Annotated in this window: 19 protein-coding genes; 5 read left to right on the top strand and 14 right to left on the bottom strand. The window is 59.4% G+C overall.

All coding sequences use genetic code 11. The features are described 5' to 3' along the window. The first annotated feature begins 109 nt into the window (after nt 1-109). Both AC07V8_RS02005 and AC07V8_RS02000 read left to right on the top strand, forming a co-directional pair. Nucleotides 110-373 carry a hypothetical protein gene (locus AC07V8_RS02005; protein WP_494676886.1) on the top strand — a complete coding sequence of 88 codons (264 nt, stop codon included), beginning with the start codon at nt 110-112 and terminating at the stop codon, nt 371-373. A 33-nt stretch (nt 374-406) separates the two neighbouring features. Continuing rightward, nucleotides 407-928, top strand: a complete 522-nt coding sequence (locus tag AC07V8_RS02000; RefSeq protein WP_494676887.1) for a helix-turn-helix transcriptional regulator — start codon at nt 407-409, stop codon at nt 926-928. 68 nt (nt 929-996) lie between these two features. On the opposite strand, the gene AC07V8_RS01995 is transcribed toward AC07V8_RS02000, so the two are convergent. Then, complete coding sequence (locus tag AC07V8_RS01995) at nt 997-1539, bottom strand: FKBP-type peptidyl-prolyl cis-trans isomerase (RefSeq protein ID WP_061946072.1); 543 nt, start codon at nt 1537-1539, stop codon at nt 997-999. 176 nt (nt 1540-1715) lie between these two features. On the opposite strand from AC07V8_RS01995, the gene AC07V8_RS01990 reads away from it, so the two are divergent. Next, on the top strand, nt 1716-2837 hold the full coding sequence (locus AC07V8_RS01990; protein WP_494676888.1) for a JmjC domain-containing protein: 1122 nt from the start codon (nt 1716-1718) through the stop codon (nt 2835-2837). Between the two features lie 602 nt (nt 2838-3439). Then, nucleotides 3440-3763 carry a hypothetical protein gene (locus AC07V8_RS01985; RefSeq protein WP_211440760.1) on the top strand — a complete coding sequence of 108 codons (324 nt, stop codon included), beginning with the start codon at nt 3440-3442 and terminating at the stop codon, nt 3761-3763. 104 nt (nt 3764-3867) lie between these two features. Here the strand turns inward: AC07V8_RS01985 and AC07V8_RS01980 are convergent, their stop codons facing one another. From AC07V8_RS01980 to AC07V8_RS01940, 9 genes are all read right to left on the bottom strand, one after another. Further along, a complete protein-coding gene (locus AC07V8_RS01980) occupies nt 3868-4641 on the bottom strand; it encodes an MBL fold metallo-hydrolase (RefSeq protein WP_494676889.1) in 774 nt (257 codons plus the stop codon). Nucleotides 4642-4702: 61 nt separating this feature from the next. After that, nucleotides 4703-5878 carry an NlpB/DapX family lipoprotein gene (gene bamC / locus AC07V8_RS01975; RefSeq protein WP_494676890.1) on the bottom strand — a complete coding sequence of 392 codons (1176 nt, stop codon included), beginning with the start codon at nt 5876-5878 and terminating at the stop codon, nt 4703-4705. A 93-nt stretch (nt 5879-5971) separates the two neighbouring features. Beyond that, entirely contained in the window at nt 5972-6850 is an 879-nt protein-coding gene (gene dapA / locus AC07V8_RS01970; protein ID WP_494676891.1) for a 4-hydroxy-tetrahydrodipicolinate synthase, read from the bottom strand. 130 nt (nt 6851-6980) lie between these two features. After that, nucleotides 6981-7571 (bottom strand): class I SAM-dependent methyltransferase, encoded by a 591-nt coding sequence (locus tag AC07V8_RS01965; protein WP_494676892.1) that lies wholly within the window; start codon nt 7569-7571, stop codon nt 6981-6983. 7 nt (nt 7572-7578) lie between these two features. Beyond that, entirely contained in the window at nt 7579-8781 is a 1203-nt protein-coding gene (locus AC07V8_RS01960; RefSeq protein WP_494676893.1) for a tryptophan--tRNA ligase, read from the bottom strand. A gap of 11 nt (nt 8782-8792) precedes the next feature. Beyond that, the gene (locus tag AC07V8_RS01955; protein ID WP_494676894.1) at nt 8793-9467 is read right to left on the bottom strand and encodes a site-2 protease family protein; all 675 of its coding nucleotides are present in this window, start codon (nt 9465-9467) and stop codon (nt 8793-8795) included. Between the two features lie 135 nt (nt 9468-9602). Then, on the bottom strand, nt 9603-10226 hold the full coding sequence (locus AC07V8_RS01950) for an L-threonylcarbamoyladenylate synthase (protein WP_325673702.1): 624 nt from the start codon (nt 10224-10226) through the stop codon (nt 9603-9605). Between the two features lie 67 nt (nt 10227-10293). Continuing rightward, a complete protein-coding gene (gene htpX, locus AC07V8_RS01945; protein WP_098497892.1) occupies nt 10294-11178 on the bottom strand; it encodes a protease HtpX in 885 nt (294 codons plus the stop codon). A gap of 278 nt (nt 11179-11456) precedes the next feature. After that, nucleotides 11457-12056, bottom strand: a complete 600-nt coding sequence (locus AC07V8_RS01940; RefSeq protein ID WP_494676895.1) for a glutathione S-transferase — start codon at nt 12054-12056, stop codon at nt 11457-11459. Nucleotides 12057-12233: 177 nt separating this feature from the next. Between AC07V8_RS01940 and AC07V8_RS01935 the strand changes: the two genes are divergently transcribed. Then, nucleotides 12234-13298, top strand: coding sequence for an acyltransferase family protein (locus tag AC07V8_RS01935; RefSeq protein ID WP_494676896.1), 1065 nt, complete (start codon nt 12234-12236; stop codon nt 13296-13298). A 3-nt stretch (nt 13299-13301) separates the two neighbouring features. On the opposite strand, the gene AC07V8_RS01930 is transcribed toward AC07V8_RS01935, so the two are convergent. The 4 genes from AC07V8_RS01930 to AC07V8_RS01915 are packed head-to-tail and all read right to left on the bottom strand — an operon-like array spanning nt 13302 to nt 16777. Further along, on the bottom strand, nt 13302-13616 hold the full coding sequence (locus tag AC07V8_RS01930) for a cytochrome C oxidase subunit IV family protein (protein ID WP_211440752.1): 315 nt from the start codon (nt 13614-13616) through the stop codon (nt 13302-13304). An 8-nt stretch (nt 13617-13624) separates the two neighbouring features. Further along, nucleotides 13625-14341, bottom strand: a complete 717-nt coding sequence (locus AC07V8_RS01925) for a heme-copper oxidase subunit III family protein (RefSeq protein WP_494676897.1) — start codon at nt 14339-14341, stop codon at nt 13625-13627. 10 nt (nt 14342-14351) lie between these two features. Beyond that, nucleotides 14352-14993: a cytochrome c oxidase subunit 3 family protein gene (locus AC07V8_RS01920; protein WP_494676898.1), complete on the bottom strand. Its 642-nt coding sequence runs from the start codon at nt 14991-14993 to the stop codon at nt 14352-14354. Continuing rightward, the gene (locus AC07V8_RS01915) at nt 14990-16777 is read right to left on the bottom strand and encodes a cytochrome c oxidase subunit I (protein WP_494676899.1); all 1788 of its coding nucleotides are present in this window, start codon (nt 16775-16777) and stop codon (nt 14990-14992) included. Before AC07V8_RS01915 ends, AC07V8_RS01920 begins: the two co-directional genes overlap by 4 nt. Between the last annotated feature and the right edge of the window lie 7 nt (nt 16778-16784).

Here is a 16784-nt window from a genome sequence, read left to right as displayed (position 1 = left end):
TTTTTCAGTGCGCTCTTTTGCGAAACTGGCTGCTGCACATGCGTATATCAAAAAACACAAGGTTGTCACTTGACACCCTGATGGGCGACCATCTACACTGGAGACGTTCATGACTCGCCCCTCTCATCCGCAAAAGGAAATCGAAGAGTCCCTTAAGCATGCGGAAAGCTGCGGCTGGAGAGTGAAAATCGGCGGCAGTCATGCCTGGGGCAAGATCTATTGCTCTTATAACGATGCGGAATGCCGTTGCGGTGAATTCTGCATCACCTGCGTCTGGAGCACACCCAGGAATCCGGGCAATCATGCTCGTGCATTAAAACGCGTAGTGGACAACTGCACGACGCACAGGCAGCAGACAGCAGACAGCAGATAGCAGATAGCAACAAAAAAACGGAGTAATACCATCATGGAATACACCTTCACCCTGAAGTACCAGCTCTCTGCCGCGGACGGCGACCATGATCAGCTGGTCGAACGTCTCGGCGCAGCCGATTGCGATGACGCCTTGGTCGGCGTCGGCCAGGTGCGCCGCATCACCCTCGCATTCACCCGCGAATCCGCAACTGCCGAAGCCGCGCTGCTGAGTGCGCTGGCAGACGTCAAGCGCGCCATTCCCGGCGCCAGCCTGATCGAGGCGACGCCCGATTTTGTGGGACTGACCGACGTGGCGGAGCTGCTGGGCGTGAGTCGCCAGAATATGCGCAAGCTGATGGTTAACAATGCCAGTTTTCCGGCCCCGATTCACGACGGCAATGTCGCCATCTGGCATCTGGCCGATGTCTTTACATGGCTAGCATGGAAAGGCGGCTATCAATTGGAACAAAGGATGGTTGCCGTGGCAAAGGCTGCCAAGCAAGTCAACCTGGCCAGGGAGGCTGGCCAGCTGACCCCGGAAATGCGGCGCGAAGTACAAGCCCTGTTCGTCTAGGGTCCGGCTACGGGCCACGGCATTTTCCGGGAACGGCATCGCATGGGAGGCAGCAACCGCCCTGCGATTTAGTGGATAGGATGACTGCGGAAATGATCGTCCGCGCCGTCTTCATCCTGGTCGTCGTGGTGATGACCGTGGGCGCCGTGGACATGCTGATGCGCGATTTCTTCTTCTGTCGCGGCGCGGACTTCCGTCACGTTCAGGTCGAAACGCAAGGCGATGCCGGCCAGCGGATGATTCCCGTCGAGCACGACCTTGTCGTCGGCAATATCGGTCACCGTGAAAATCAGGGCTTGCTCTTCTTCATCTTCATTGTCTGGCGTGCCTTCAAACTGCATGCCGACTTCCAGCGGTGTCGGCAAACGGTTGCGCGGCTCTATCTTGACCAGATTCGAATCGTATTCGCCAAAGGCGTCGTCCGGCTCGACCTGCAGCTCGGTGTGATAACCGGTTTCCTTGCCATCCAGTGCTTCTTCGATTTTCGGCAACGTGTTTTCATAGCCGCCGTGCAAATACACCATCGGCTCGCTGCTTTCTTCGATCAGATTGCCTTGGGCATCTGACAATTTGTAGCGTACAGTCACTACCGTATTTTTGGCAATCTTCATGATCATTCCTTTCATTTAACATGCGTTGGGATTATACCCGCCGGAATGGCCCCGCCTTGCCGAGAACGCAAAATTTACTCGCGCCGATGCGATAAGCCGCATGCAAAATACCGGTAGCGCATGGAATCAGCAGTCCTTGCCTAATTTTACGGCATGCAACCCGATATAATACGCGCATGAAAAATTCCACACTCCTGGGCGGAATGACGCCCGCACAATTCCTGCGCGACTACTGGCATAAAAAGCCGCTGTTGATTCGTCAAGCCTTACCCGGCTTCAAACCGCTGCTGTCGCCCGAGGCGCTGTTTGAATTGGCCCGGCGCGACGATGTCGAATCGCGGCTGGTCACGCATTTCAAGCAGCAATGGCAAGTCAGCAACGGCCCGGTCACCGATTTGCCGACGACCGCGCAGAAAGACTGGACCTTGCTGGTCCAAGGCGTCAACCTGCATGACGACAACGCCGACGCCCTGCTGCGCCAGTTCCGCTTCATTCCCGACGCCCGCCTGGACGACCTGATGATCAGCTACGCTACCGACACCGGCGGCGTCGGTCCGCACTTCGATTCCTACGATGTATTCCTGCTGCAGGCGCATGGCCAGCGCCGCTGGAAAATCGGCGCCACCCAGGACCTGACCCTGGTGGAAGGCAGCGCCTTGAAGATCCTCAAGAATTTCAAGCCCGAAGACGAGTTCGTGCTCGAACCCGGCGACATGCTCTACCTGCCGCCGCAATATGCGCACGACGGCGTCGCCGTCGGCGAATGCATGACTTATTCGATCGGCTTCCGCGCGCCGCCGTTCCAGGAATTGGGCGAAGCCTTCCTGCAATTCATGGCCGACTCGATCGACCTGCCCGGCCGCTATGCCGATCCGCAACTGGAAGTCAGCAAGCATCCGGCGGAAATCAGCGCCAGCATGCTGACGCAGATTGCAGATGAGCTGAATAAAGTGCGCTTCACCGACGACGATATCGCCATCTTCGTTGGCCAATACTTGTCGGAGCCAAAGGCCAGCGTATTCTTCGACTCGCCGGCCAAACCCTTGACGCTGGCGCGCTTTACCGCCGCACTCGGCAAGCGCGGCATAGCGCTGTCGCGCAAGACCCAGATGCTGTATCGCGGCAAGCACGTATTCATCAATGGCGAATCGTTTTCCATCGGCCGCGCCGACAAGGCGTCACTGACCTTGCTGGCCAACGAACGCCGCCTGGACAGCGCAGCAGCCGCAAAAGTATCGACCGACGTGCTGGACGCGCTGTACACCTGGTATGAAGACGGCTGGGTTACGCTCGGCTGATTGTGGCGGGATGTTTTTGGAATGGTGAACTTTCCGGGAACATCCGCCTCTCGCTCCGAAAAGTAAAGTGGCGATTTTATTATCTGCTTACGATATTTGAATATCTGCTAAAGATTGAAACACTTTCTGCATAAAAACCGTGCATAAAACAAATAGAAATTCGTTAAATGTAATTAATAATAAAACAAACGTCGAATTAATATTTACCGCCGGCTTGCTTAAATATTATTCACGATTGACAGTATTTAACAAATTCAAAGCCAATCCAACAGTCAACGATGCCTGCCATCGCACTGTTTCAACGGCAATCGCCCTGCACTTTTTATCAGTCATTCTGACAGCCGTCAGTACTCACGCATCATCCATAAAATTGAAGCGGCTTCCATAAGATGGAAAAGCGCTGTTGCGTTGATACAAATTCTTACCAAATAGCAAACCGTCAATGTCATATTTAACAAATTCCGGCTATAATCCTGAGCTGGAAAGTTTTTGTTGCATCGCGATGCGCAGTCCCGGCAAAGCACTGCGAAAACATCCTGTAGAGCGATAATTACCGGTAATTATTCATCGCAAAAATTTTGATTACTACTGAAGGAACATTCATGAAAAAAACACTGTTGATCGCATCCCTGTTGGCTCTGACTCTGGCTGCTTGCGGCAAAAAAGACGAAGCTCCTGCTGCTGACGCTTCGGCTCCAGCACCAATGGCTGCTCCAGCACCTGCTGCTGCTGACGCTGCTGCTTCCGCTGCATCCGACGCTGCTGCTGCTGCAACTGCCGCTGGTTCCGCTGCTGCTGACGCTGCAACTGCTGCCGGTACTGCCGCTGCTGCTGCTGGCTCCGCTGCTGCTGATGCTGCTCACACAGCTGTTGACGCTGCTGCTGACGCTGCTAAAGCTGCTGCCGCACCTGCTGCTTCCAAGTAATCATTGGTTGCGTAGAAAAAGCCGACCTCTGGTCGGCTTTTTTATTGCCTGCGTTTTAACCCCAGGCCACCCTTCTCGCCTTATCTTCCCGCATCCGCAACAGCTCAAATCTCGATCCAGCTGAAACCTTCTTCCTGGCAGGCGATCGTGATCTCCACCAATTCGTTGCGACGGGCATCGGACAATGCCGCGTAAGCCAACTCCGGCAAGTTATTGCGGGCACTCAGATGTGCGCCCACCACCTTGCGCAATCTCGACTGGTCCAGCGCCTTCAGAATCTCACACGCCGCCTGGTTCGATAAATGGCCGTACTCGCCGCCGATACGGCGCTTGAGCGACGGCGGATAGGCCGAGTTGCGCAGCATTTCTCGATCATGGTTACACTCCAGCACCAGCGCATCGCTACCGCCCAAGGCTTGCACCAGGTGATCGGTCAGCTTGCCGGCATCGGTCAGCACGCCCAGCTTATGCTTGCCATCGGTGACGACGTACTGCACCGGCTCGCGCGCATCATGCGGGACTGTATAGGGAGTTAATTGCAGATCGCCGATGGCGAGGGCTTCGCCGTCGCGGCAAAAGCCGACCGTCACGCCGGAGCAGTCCTGGCGCAGCGCCTGGAAGGTGCCGTAGGTAAGCCAGACCGGCAAGCGATGTCGGCGGGCGAATTTGAAAACGCCGCCGATGTGGTCTTGATGTTCGTGGGTGACGACAATTGCAGAGAGGGAGGCGCCATCCAGGCCCAGGCGGGCCAGGCGCCTTTCGGTTTCGCGTATGCCGAAACCGCAGTCAAGCATCACATTGGTCGTGCAGCCGGCAGAAGTGGCCGATATCAGCAGTGCGTTGCCTTCACTACCACTACCCAAGCTGGCGAATTTCAAGGATAGATTCCATAGCTCAAGAAACGCACTGCAGTCTCACTGCCGTGACAGACGAACGAGTTTATTTCAGCTGCTCATTCAGCAATGCCAGGATCTTGTCGGAAGTTTTCGACAGTTCAGGCTTGCCATCCTTGTTCAGCACAGTGACCTGGCTGCCGGCATCCGACCCCTTGACGGCAATGCGATAGCTGGCTGCATTCTTTGCCTTGTCGCTGTCCGAGCTGCTGAATATCTTGGCGAAGAAACCCTTGTCCGATTTCTTGTCCTTGGCATCCGCATCCTGGTCAACATAGCGCACGAAGTACACGCCTTGCGTACGGTCACGGTCTTCCACGGTAAAGCCGACACGGTCCAGTGCCAGGCCGACGCGGCGCCATGCGCGGTCGAAGCCTTCATCTATCTGGACGAAGTCGCCGGCGGCATTCTTGACCAGCTTGGAACGCGCCTGCAGCGACGGCGTATTGGCCACGGCGGCCTTGGCCTTCACTTCATCGGCGCCCAGGCGGCCCATCAGGCGCGACAGGAATTCTGCTTCCAGCTGCGGATCGGCAGGACGCGCGGTCCAGATGCTGGATTCTTTTTGCGCGCCGGACAAGACTTCTTCGGCGCCGCGGTGGCTGATGTAGATTTCGGTAGTGCCGTTCGGACCGCGCTCCAGACGGGTGCGGAACTTGTCGCGCTCACCTGTCGAATACAGCGAATCGAATACCTTGCCCAAGGTGTTGCGGACGAAATCTTGCGGGATCTTGGCGCGATTTTCAGCCCAGTCGGTTTCCATCACGCCGGTTTCCGGATTTTCGATATTGATCAGGAAGCCTGAATCCTGCCAGAAATCCTTCACCTTCGGCCACAGGTTTTCAGGCGTTGAGCTGACTACCAGCCAGCGCTGCGAACCATCGCGTTCGATGTGCATGTCAGGCGCAGCATTCGGCGCGACCGCCGCTGCCGCTGCCGCCGGGCGCGCACCCTGCTCCAGATTGTAGCCGGAGGCAGTGGCTGTACCTGCATTCGCCTCAGGAATGGCATAACGATTTTCACGCTGCAGCTGGGTCAGGTCGGGCGGGATGTCCAGCTTCGGCGCCGTTACCTTGCCTGCGCTTTTGTAATCGATACGATCCGGCTCAAGCACCGAATTGATCGAAGAGCATCCTGCCAGACCGGCCAGCGCCAAAGCGATAACAATGCCACGTTGTGGGAGACTGAATTGAGTCGATGGAATGTTCTTGCGAATAGTCATGTGGATACAGGATCAAAAAGACGAAGGAAATTTTAGTGTAGTGTTTCGCACATCATGAAACTCTACACTAGAGAAAACGCCTGTCAGCGCCGCTTATTGTAATACACCCGCTTCACGCAACGCCGCGCGGACGGTTTCATGGTACTCGGCTGCCAGCGGCACCAGCGGCAGACGGATGCCGTCCGCCATCATGCCCATCTCGGTGAGCGCCCATTTCACGGGCAAGGGATTCGGCTCCACAAACAGCTTGTTATGCAGAGGCAAAAGCTTGTTGTTCAATTTGACAGCTTCCGCCACGTTTCCGTTCATTGCGGCCAGGCACAGCAGGTGCATGTCGCGCGGCGCGACGTTGGCGGTCACGGAAATATTGCCCTTGCCGCCGCAGAACATGAGCGCCATCGCAGTGGCGTCGTCGCCGGAATAGACAGCAAATTCAGGCGGCGCCAGGCGAATCAGGTCGGAACCGCGGCCGATATTGCCGGTAGCGTCCTTGACGCCGATAATCCCCGGCACCTGCGCCAGGCGCAAGATGGTTTCGTTGCTCATGTCGGCAACGGTGCGGCCAGGGACGTTGTACAGGATGACAGGCAGATCGACCGACTCCGCGATCTTCTTGAAATGCTGGTACATGCCCTCTTGCGTCGGCCGGTTGTAGTAAGGCACGACCTGCAGCGATGCGTCGGCGCCGGCTTCCTTGGCGAAGCGGGTCAGCTGGATCGCTTCCGCGGTGGAATTGCCGCCGCTGCCGGCGATGATAGGGATGCGCTTGGCGGCGTGATCGACCGCCAGCTTGATCAGGGCGCAATGCTCTTCAACCGTGACGGTCGGCGACTCGCCTGAAGTGCCGACGATGACGATCGCATCGGTGCCTTCGGCAATGTGCCAGTCAATCAGTTTGCGCAAACCCGGCAAGTCGAGACTGCCGTCGGTATGCATGGGAGTAACGATTGCAACAATGCTGCCCTTGATCATGATCGTGAATGCGAAAAAATAAAAGACTGATTGTAGCGGATCGCAGTGGCTGTGGGGCATTTCCGCTTGTAAAACAAGGTACAAATACAATTACCTTGAAGCAACTCCATCAGCGGCGCCAACCATGTTTTCAGGCGATGCGCCGCGTCGACGCTACGCCGCCAGGCTGCTTGATGGCGCACAGCCGCTGCACCATGGCCGCCTTCGGCTGCTCCACGTAGCCGTCCTCGAAGGCCAGCACATGCCAGCGGCTGGCGTGATCTGCCGCCAGCAAGGCCAGCAATTCGCCCGGCTGCAGCAGGAAATCGGGATTGGAAGGCTTGCCAAAGTGTTCATTGCCAGCTGCAAATGTTTCGTAGAGCAAAACACCTTGGGCCGCGATGCTGTCCAGGATCAACGGAAACAAGGGGCGATGCAGGTAATTGGTGACCACGACGCCGCTAAACCGATGGGGCCGGAACAGCTGCGCCAGCGCCTCGGCATCGCCGTTTTCCAGCTCGACCTGGCGGGTGGCGACGCCAACCGCATCTATTTCAGCCAGCGCAGCCGGATCGCGATCGACCGCCAGCACGCTGAGGTTCTGGCTCAGGCTGGCCAGCCACAAGGCGTGGCGGCCGCTGCCGCAGGCCAGATCCAATACCGCGCCGGCCGGGATCAGGCGGCCGAAGCGGCTGATCCACGGCGAGACAGGATTCGATGCAGGACTGGTTGCAGCGCTCATAGGAGAATCAGCTATAGCCCAAGCCCATGGCTTCGCGCACGTCGCGCATCGTGTCCTGCGCCAGCTTGCGCGCATGGTCGCAGCCATCCGCCACGATCGCCCGCACCAGCGAAGGATCGTCGAGGTATTGCTGGGCCCGCTCGCGCATCGGCTCCTGCTCGCGGATGATGGCGTCGATCACCGGCTGCTTGCATTCAAGACAGCCGATGCCGGCGCTGCGGCAGCCCTTCGCAGCCCACTCGCGGGTGGCGTCGTCGGAATATACGACGTGGAACTGCCATACCGGGCATTTGTCGGGATCGCCCGGATCGGTGCGGCGCACGCGCGCCGGGTCGGTCGGCATGGTGCGCACTTTCTTGCTGACCACATCCTTGTCCTCGCGCAAGGCGATGGCGTTGCCATAGCTCTTGGACATCTTCTGGCCATCCAGCCCTGGCAGGCGCGACGACTCGGTCAGCAGCGCCTGCGGCTCCGACAGGATCAGCTTGCGGCTGCCTTCGAGGAAACCGAACAGACGCTCGCGGTCTATCATGGACAGGTTCTGGGCATCGTCCAGCATGGCCTTGGCCTGCTCCAGCGCGCTCTCGCTGCCTTGCTGCTGGAACTGGGTGCGCAGCTCGTTGTACAGCTTGGCGCGCTTGCTGCCGAGCTTCTTGACCGCTTCCTGGGCCTTTTCCTCAAAGCCCTTTTCCTTGCCGTACAGATGATTGAAGCGGCGCGCGATTTCGCGCATCATTTCTATATGCGGCACCTGGTCGTCGCCCACCGGCACCTGGCTGGCGCGATAGATCAGGACGTCGGCCGCCTGCAGCAGCGGATAGCCGAGGAAACCGTAGGTGGCCAAATCGCGGTCGGCCAGTTTTTCCTGCTGGTCCTTGTAGGTCGGCACCCGCTCCAGCCAGCCCAGCGGCGTGGCCATCGACAGCAGCAGATGCAATTCGGCGTGTTCCGGCACCTTGGACTGGATGAACAAGGTCGCCTGCGAGGGATCGACCCCAGCCGCGAGCCAGTCGATCAGCATATCCCAGACGCTGGTTTCGATCACGCTAGGATCGTCGTAATGCGTGGTCAGCGCATGCCAGTCGGCGACGAAAAACAGGCAAGGCAATTCGGATTGCAGCCTCACCCAGTTTTTCAGCGCGCCGTGATAATGGCCAAGATGCAAGGCGCCGGTCGGGCGCATGCCAGAGACAACACGATCAGGATACATGGTTGATTTGGTTATCGTAATAAAAAGGAAAGCGGCAAGGTAATGAACTGCAGCACGTCTAGCGCAAATGAACGAACAGGCCCGACCCAAAAATACAGCAACGGCACATCGCCAATTTTAATGAAAAGGAATGCCAGCACAACAAAGAAACCGTAGGGTTCGATTTTCGCAAACTGATAGGCATACCTGGTCGGCAGCAAACTTGTCAGGATGCGCCCGCCATCCAGTGGCGGAACCGGAAACAGATTAAAAGCAAACAACGCCAGATTGACCAGAATACCGGCTCTGGCCATCAGCATAAAAAATTCTTGCGCTCCGAAAAATTGCCCCAGCACCTGGTACAGCACAAGCCACATCAGCGCCATGAAGAGATTCGCCGCGGGCCCGGCCAACGCCACCCAGGCCGAATCGCGCCTAGGCTTGCGCAGCTGACCGAAATTGATCGGCACCGGCTTGGCGTAACCAAACAAGAAGGCGCCGCCGGTCGACAAATACAGCGCTATTGGAATCAGGATGGTTCCGAACGGATCGATGTGCTTGATCGGATTGAGGCTCATGCGGCCCAGCATGTAGGCGGTGGGGTCGCCGAAATACTTGGCGGCGTAGGCATGCGCGGCTTCGTGCAGCGTAATGGCGAACAACACGGGCAGCGCATACACTGCGACGGTTTGGATAAGATCATTCATGGGCGGGATTCTATCAGAGCAGCGTTGGCATCCGGTGCGGGGAACCGTAAAAGATCGGCGCCCGGGATGGCTTGGGCCATAGGGAATTACAAAAAGACAATATGGACGCCGCAAGCGGCGCCCTCGCCGCCGGGGTCAGAATCCAAACAAGCCGGCGTCGCCGCGACCCTGGCGTATCAGCTCCGGCTCGTCGCCGCTGAGGTCGATCACGGTGGTCGGCTCCAGGCTGCAGGCGCCGCCGTCGATCACCAGTTCGATCTGCTTCTCCAGCTGGTCGCGCACTTCTTCCGGATCGGTCAACGCCTGCTCCGCTCCCGGCAAAATCAAGGTGGTGCCGATCAGCGGCTGGCCCAGCTCTTCCAGCACCGCGCTGACGATACTGTGCTGCGGCACGCGCAGGCCGATAGTCTTGCGCGCCGGATGGCTGAGGCGGCGCGGCACTTCCTTGGTGGCTTCGAGAATGAAGGTATAAGCGCCTGGCGTCGCGCTTTTCAGCAGCCGGAACTGGCGGTTGTCGACCTTGGCGTACAGCGAGATTTCGCTCAGGTCGCGGCACAGCATAGTCAGGTGGTGCTTGTCGTCGACGCCGCGGATGCGCCTGACCCGGTCCACCGCGTCCTTGTTGTCCAGCTGGCAGACCAGCGCATAGCAGCAATCGGTAGGCAAGGCGACGATGCCGCCGGCCTGGATGATTTGCACTGCCTGCTTGATCAGGCGCAGTTGCGGATTGTCCGGATGGATCTGGAAAAACTGGCTCATGGCTGTTCGGCTCTAAAAATGAAAAACGGCGCTAACCCGAAGGTCAGCGCCGTCGAATCAAGAAAAATTACAGGGCAGTGACTTGCGGATTACGCAAGGCTGCGATGCGTTGTTCGATCGGCGGATGGCTGGAAAACAGCGCCATGAAGCCCGGCTTGTCGTTGATGCCCAGCGCTGCCATCGATTCCGGCAGGGTCGCGGGCTCAATCCCGCCCAGGCGCGCCAGCGCATTCTGCATCGGCAAGGCGCTGCCCAGCAGCTTGGCGGAGCCGGCGTCGGCGCGGAATTCGCGATGGCGCGAGAACCAGGCCACGATCAGCGACGCGCCTATGCCCAGCACAATCTGCGATACCAGCACCGTCGCCATATAGCCGATGCCGGGACCATCGTTATTGCCACGCGACAAGGCGCGGTCGACAGCATAACCGATGACGCGCGACAGGAACACCACAAAAGTGTTCACCACGCCCTGGATCAGGGTCATGGTCACCATGTCGCCATTGGCGATGTGGGCGATTTCATGGCCCAGTACCGCTTCGACTTCTTCCTTGGTCATGCTTTCCAGCAGACCGGTCGATACCGCGACCAGCGCCGAATTCTTGAACGCGCCGGTAGCGAAGGCATTGGCGTCGCCCTGATACACGGCCACTTCAGGCATGCCGATGCCGGCACGCTGCGCCAGCTTGCCGACCGTATCCACCAGCCACATCTCGGTCGAATTGGACGGCGAGGCAATCACACGGGCGCCGGTCGACCATTTCGCCATCTGCTTGCTGATCAGCAGCGAGAAAATCGATCCGGTGAAGCCGACCACCAGCGAAAACACCATCAGCATCGGCAGGTTGAGGCCGGCGCGAGTCAGGAAACGGTCCACGCCCAACAGCGACAGCACGACGCTCATGACAAGCATCACTGCGATATTGGTGGCAAGGAACAAGAAAATACGTTTCATGTGGAAAACTCCAAAATGGGGAAAGAAGTGTCTTTAAAATAAGGTCGCCGACCCAAATTTCAAGAGTGCGGCGGCCAATTATGCCAGACTGCCTGCAGCAGAAAACAAAGCAATTAAACAATATTCACGCCAATATTCACGCCTGACGCCACCGAACTCCGTTATCCCTCCCATTCTTCCACAAAATCTGCCGGCCGTTCCTGCACGGCTGCTTGACGCACCTGCTCTTGCCGGCAGCGATCCCGTCCTCGTTTGTATCGCCCAGTCCGCCCGCAAAATCACTTTTGCATCACGGACTGGAATAGCGGCGATGCAAGCAAGCCGTCCAGCCAGCCGGCCAGGCTCTGGTGCGGGCTGGCATAAAACCACTCCGGGTCGACCGCCACGAATTGCCGTACGAACGGGAAAATCGCCATGTCGGCCAGCCCCCTCTTGTTCCCGCTCAGGAAACCGTGGGTGGCAATGCGTGCATCCAGCTGCGCCAGGATAGCTTCTCCCTGCATACGGTAATAGGCGGCAGGTTGCTCCGGAAAGCGCTCCGCGTATTTATAGCGGTCCAGGAAACCCTTGAAAGCGCCATCGTTTTGCGCGATCAGTTCCTGCGTCTGCCGCACCAGTTCGGAGTCCGTGCTCAGCCATTGCTCCGGGTCGTTCTGCGCCAGCGCCCAGTGCATGATGTCGAGGCTTTGCTCAAGCACGGCGCCGCCAGGCAACGCCAACACCGGCACCGTGCCCTTGGGCGAACAGTCCAGCATGGCTTGCGGCTTGTTCCTCAGGCTGACCTCATGCATCTCGACCTCGACGCCGCTGATCTTGACAGCGAGGCGCGCGCGGATGGCGTACGGGCAGCGGCGAAAGGTAAATAAAATCGGCTTCAAATCAATCAACCCGTGAAAAATAATGCCAATAAAATAACACAGGTGCGGCCGCGCCGTTATTCGCGCGGCGGCCGCGTGAAGATACGCTGAATTCTGCTATCTTTGCCGCACGGAAATTATTGGAGCCCCTATGCATTGTTCAACACCGCCGCCCGTCACGCATGCGGCCGATCATCCATGACGCGCCGCCTGGCGTCGGTCGATGCCTTGCGCGGCTGTACAGTCGCAGCGATGCTGCTGGTGAACGACCCGGGCGACTGGGGCCACGTCTACGCTCCGCTGGAGCATTCTGCCTGGCACGGCTGCACGCCGACCGATCTGGTGTTTCCGTTTTTCCTGTTCATGGTCGGCCTCTCCACCGCCCTCGGCATCGAAGCGCGCGCGACGCAAGGCGGCGATCGCGCGGCGCTGACGCGGGCGGCCTTGCTGCGGGCCTTGCGGATCGTGGCGCTGGGCCTGGCGATCAACCTGCTGGCCTGGCTGATCATGCCTGGCGTGCATTTGCGCGTGCCAGGGGTGCTGCAGCGGATCGGGCTGTGCTTTGCCGCTACCGCACTGTTTGCGATCCACACCCGGCCGCGCACGCAATGGGGCGCGATCGTCGCCATCCTGCTCGGTTACTGGGGCTTGCTGGCGCTGGGCGGTTCGCTGGAGCCCTGGGTCAACCTGATCAGCCGCAGCGATAGCGCCATCTTCGGCAAACTGGTGTATCAATTCGATCCGCTCAGCGGCCGCGGCCACGATCCGGAAGGCTTGCTTGCCACGCTGCCGTCTCTGGCCACCTGCCTGCTCGGCTTGTGCGCCGGCCGCTGGCTGCGCGCAGACCAGCTGAAACCGTTGCTCATCGCGGCCATCGCCGCGCTGGCCTTGGGCGCACTGTGGTCGCTCGTGCTGCCGTTCAACAAGAATCTGTGGACGCCGTCGTTCGTGCTCTGGTGCGCCGGCTGGGCCATGCTGGCGATGCTGCTGTTGCACCGGCTGATCGACCGGCGCGGCTGGCCGGCGCTGGGGCGCCGTTTCGGCATCAATGCGATCGCCGCTTATGCGGGATCGGAACTGATGCAGATCCTGCTGCCCGGCCTCGGTTGGCAAGAGCCGCTTTATCAGCACTTGTTCGCCGGATGGATCGCGCCGCTGGCCGGACCGCAGCTCGCTTCGCTGGCGTTTGCCGCGGCCTTCGTGGTCCTGTGGTGGCTGATCGTCTACGTGATGGACAGGCGGCGCTGGCACATCAAACTGTAGCCCTCAGCGGAAGAACAGCAGCCTGGTCAGGAACGTATAGTCGGCCTCGGTCGCCATCAGGCCCACCAGCACCAGCAGGCAAAGCGGCGGCACCAGGATGGCGAACACCAGCGCCAGTCGTTCCCACGCCATGTGCATGAAAAAAGCGATGATCAACCCTGCCTTCATCAGCATCAGGACGATGATCAGGGTCCAGCGCAGATAGCTGTGGAAATTGAAGTAGTCGACCAGATAAGACAGCGTGCTGAGCACAAACAGCAGGCCCCAGATCTTGAGATAGAGGCTGATCGGATGTTGTTGTCCTGTGGCGGAAGTCATGAGCGCACCTACCAGAGATAGAACAAGGCAAAAATGAAAACCCAGACCAGGTCGACGAAGTGCCAGTACAGGCCGGCGATTTCAACGATCTGGTAATTGCCGCCCGTGCCACCCTTGCCGCCGGGACCGTCATAACGGCCTTTCAGCAAGCGTACCGCGACTGTAATCAGGTAAATCACGCCGGCGCTCACGTGCAAGCCGTGGAAGCCGGTGATCATGAAAAAGGTCGAGCCGAACTGCGGCGCGCCCATCGGATTGCCCCACGGCCGCACGCCTTCCTGCAAAATCAGCTTGCTCCATTCGAACACCTGCATGCTGACGAAACAGACGCCAAAAGCGGCGGTGACAAACATCAGGACCGCCGCCCGCACGCGCTCGCGGCGATAGGCGAAATTGACCGCCATCGCCATGGTGCCGCTGCTGCTGATGAGGACGAAAGTCATGATGGCGATCAGCAGCAGCGGCACCTCGGCGGCGCCGATCTTCAGGCCGAACACCAGGCTCGGATTGGGCCACGGAATGGTGCTGGAAATGCGCACCGTCATGTAGCCGGTCAGGAAGCAGCTGAAGATGAAGGTGTCGGACAGCAGGAAGATCCACATCATCGCCTTGCCCCAGGACACCTGGAACGCGCGCTGGTCCGACGACCAGTCCGCCACCAGCTGGCGCCAGCGGCCGTGGCCGGATGCTTCTGCCGTGCTTGCCGGCGGAGTTGCGACGCTCATATATCCCCCTTCAACGGGTACCGCACACCATGCGCACAAAGTCCGGCGTCAGCCAGCCCAGCGCGGCAAACAGCAACAGCCAGACCGCCAGCAGGAAGTGCCAGTAACGCGCGCACAGGCGGATACGCCAGGCCAGCCGGCGCGGCTGCCGGCGCCAGGAGCCGGCGGCAGCCATGCCCCAGCCAGCCAGGCCGCCCATCACATGCAGGGCGTGCATGGCGGTCAGCAAGTAAAAGAAACTGCCGGCCGGATTGCCGGTGGCCGTCACGTGCATCGCCCGCAACGCCTGCCATCCCCATAGCTGGGCGGCGAGGAAGGCCATGCTGCAGACGCCCGCCAGCAACAGCAGGCTGCGGGCGCGCTCCATGTGATGATGGTTGGCGGCGGCGACAGCAAGCTGCAAAATAACGCTGGCGATCACCAGTATCGAGGTGCTCAGCCAGAGCTGCCAAGGCATCGCCAGCGGCGACCAGTCGGCGGCATCCATGCGCATGATGCAGGCCGCGATGAACAGCAGGAACAAGGCGCTGGCGACCGCCATGAACAGCCACAGGGCGACGCTGATGGCGGCGTAGCGGCGCTCAAGCGGGTTGTCCGCGGCCGGCTTGCCGTAGCCGCCGCCAGATGATTTCAAGATGGCCGCGTAGCTCATGCCAGCACCTCCCTATCGACCGCCAGGCGCGACTCGGCGTCGCCGGGAACCGGCGGCGCGTTCTGGGCGATGAAATCTTCCTGCGCGCCGGGCACGCTATACGTGTAGGCGCCGCGGTACACCACCGGCAGATGCGGTCCCCAGTTGCCGTGGCGGGGCGGCGTTTGCGGCGTCTGCCATTCCAGCGATGCCGCGCGCCAAGGATTGGCGCTGGCGCGCTTGCCGTAAAAAACGCTCCACACCATATTGAAGATGAAGATCAGCTGCGCCGTCGCCACGATCAGGGCGACTACGGTAATGAAGGCGTTCATGCTCTGGGCCGAATCGGGAATGAACTTATAGCCTTCGAAAGCATAGTAGCGGCGCGGCATGCCGAGGATGCCGAGGTAATGCATGGGAAAAAAGATGGCATACGTGCCGAGGAAAGTTACCCAGAAATGCAGCTTCCCGAGGCCGTCGTGCAGCATGCGGCCGCTGATCTTGGGATACCAGTGATAGATGGCGCCGAAAATCACCAGCAGCGGCGACACCCCCATCACCATATGAAAATGCGCCACCACGAAATAGGTGTTGGAGAGCGGAATATCGACGCTGACATTGCCGAGGAACAGGCCGGTCAGGCCGCCGATCAGGAAGGTGCTGACGAAGGCCAGCGCAAACAGCATCGGCACAGACAGATGGATATCGCCCTTCCATAATGTCAGCACCCAGTTATACACCTTGAGGGCGGTGGGAACGGCGATGACCAGGGTGGTGGTGGCGAAGAAAAAGCCGAAATACGGATTCATGCCGCTGACGAACATATGATGCGCCCACACCACCACGCTGAGCACGCCAATCGCAATGATCGCCCACACCATGGTGCGGTAGCCGAAGATACTCTTGCGCGCATGCACGCTGATCAGGTCGGAGACGATGCCGAACGCCGGCAAGGCCACGATATACACCTCGGGATGGCCGAAAAACCAGAACAGGTGCTGGAACAGCAAGGGACTGCCGCCCTTGTAGCCGCTGATCTGCCCCATCGACACCAGCGCCGGCATGAAGAAGCTGGTGCCCAGGGTGCGGTCCAGCAGCATCATGACGCCGCTCACGAACAGCGCCGGAAACGCCATCAAGGCCAGGATGGTGGCGACGAAAATGCCCCACACCGTCAGCGGCATGCGCAGCAGGGTCATGCCCTCGGTGCGCGCCTGCAGCACCGTGGTGACATAGTTCAAGCCGCCCATGGTGGCGGCGACGATGAAGATCAGCAGCGACACCAGCATCAGGATGATGCCCCACTCATAGCCCGGCGTCCCCGGCAGGATCGCCTGCGGCGGGTACAGCGTCCAGCCGGCGCCGGTCGGCCCGCCCGGCACGAAGAAACTTGCCATCAGCACGATCACCGACAGCAGGTAGACCCAGAAACTGAGCATGTTCAGGTAAGGGAACACCATGTCGCGCGCGCCCACCATCAGCGGAATCAGGTAATTGCCGAAGCCGCCGAGGAACAGCGCTGTCAAGAGATAGATCACCATGATCATGCCGTGCATGGTCATGAACTGGTAATAGTGCGCCGCATCGATGAAGGCGAACTTGCCGGGAAATCCCAGCTGCAGGCGCATCAGATTCGACAGCCCTACCCCCACCAGCCCGGCCAGGATGGCGACGCTGGCATACTGGATCGCGATCACCTTGTGATCCTGGCTCCAGACGTATTTGCGGAAGAAACCTTGCGGCAAATGATCTTCATGCGGGTCTTGATGCAGGTCTTGATGCATACGGTCGTCGGTGTAGGCCATGGCTTTC

This window comes from Collimonas sp. GW821-FHT02H07, from assembly GCF_059421505.1.
Note: the sequence above shows the minus strand (reverse complement) of the source record. Positions and strands in the feature narration are given on the sequence as shown.

Excerpts from the sequence above, each read along its gene's own strand:
- AC07V8_RS02005 (WP_494676886.1), top strand. The coding sequence starts at position 110 with ATGACTCGCCCCTCTCATCCGCAAAAGGAAATCGAAGAGTCCCTTAAG.
- AC07V8_RS02000 (WP_494676887.1), top strand. The coding sequence starts at position 407 with ATGGAATACACCTTCACCCTGAAGTACCAGCTCTCTGCCGCGGACGGC.
- AC07V8_RS01995 (WP_061946072.1), bottom strand. The coding sequence starts at position 1,539 with ATGAAGATTGCCAAAAATACGGTAGTGACTGTACGCTACAAATTGTCA.
- AC07V8_RS01990 (WP_494676888.1), top strand. The coding sequence starts at position 1,716 with ATGAAAAATTCCACACTCCTGGGCGGAATGACGCCCGCACAATTCCTG.
- AC07V8_RS01985 (WP_211440760.1), top strand. The coding sequence starts at position 3,440 with ATGAAAAAAACACTGTTGATCGCATCCCTGTTGGCTCTGACTCTGGCT.
- bamC (WP_494676890.1), bottom strand. The coding sequence starts at position 5,878 with ATGACTATTCGCAAGAACATTCCATCGACTCAATTCAGTCTCCCACAA.
- dapA (WP_494676891.1), bottom strand. The coding sequence starts at position 6,850 with ATGATCAAGGGCAGCATTGTTGCAATCGTTACTCCCATGCATACCGAC.
- AC07V8_RS01965 (WP_494676892.1), bottom strand. The coding sequence starts at position 7,571 with ATGAGCGCTGCAACCAGTCCTGCATCGAATCCTGTCTCGCCGTGGATC.
- AC07V8_RS01960 (WP_494676893.1), bottom strand. The coding sequence starts at position 8,781 with ATGTATCCTGATCGTGTTGTCTCTGGCATGCGCCCGACCGGCGCCTTG.
- AC07V8_RS01955 (WP_494676894.1), bottom strand. The coding sequence starts at position 9,467 with ATGAATGATCTTATCCAAACCGTCGCAGTGTATGCGCTGCCCGTGTTG.
- AC07V8_RS01950 (WP_325673702.1), bottom strand. The coding sequence starts at position 10,226 with ATGAGCCAGTTTTTCCAGATCCATCCGGACAATCCGCAACTGCGCCTG.
- htpX (WP_098497892.1), bottom strand. The coding sequence starts at position 11,178 with ATGAAACGTATTTTCTTGTTCCTTGCCACCAATATCGCAGTGATGCTT.
- AC07V8_RS01935 (WP_494676896.1), top strand. The coding sequence starts at position 12,234 with ATGACGCGCCGCCTGGCGTCGGTCGATGCCTTGCGCGGCTGTACAGTC.
- AC07V8_RS01930 (WP_211440752.1), bottom strand. The coding sequence starts at position 13,616 with ATGACTTCCGCCACAGGACAACAACATCCGATCAGCCTCTATCTCAAG.
- AC07V8_RS01925 (WP_494676897.1), bottom strand. The coding sequence starts at position 14,341 with ATGAGCGTCGCAACTCCGCCGGCAAGCACGGCAGAAGCATCCGGCCAC.
- AC07V8_RS01920 (WP_494676898.1), bottom strand. The coding sequence starts at position 14,993 with ATGAGCTACGCGGCCATCTTGAAATCATCTGGCGGCGGCTACGGCAAG.
- AC07V8_RS01915 (WP_494676899.1), bottom strand. The coding sequence starts at position 16,777 with ATGGCCTACACCGACGACCGTATGCATCAAGACCTGCATCAAGACCCG.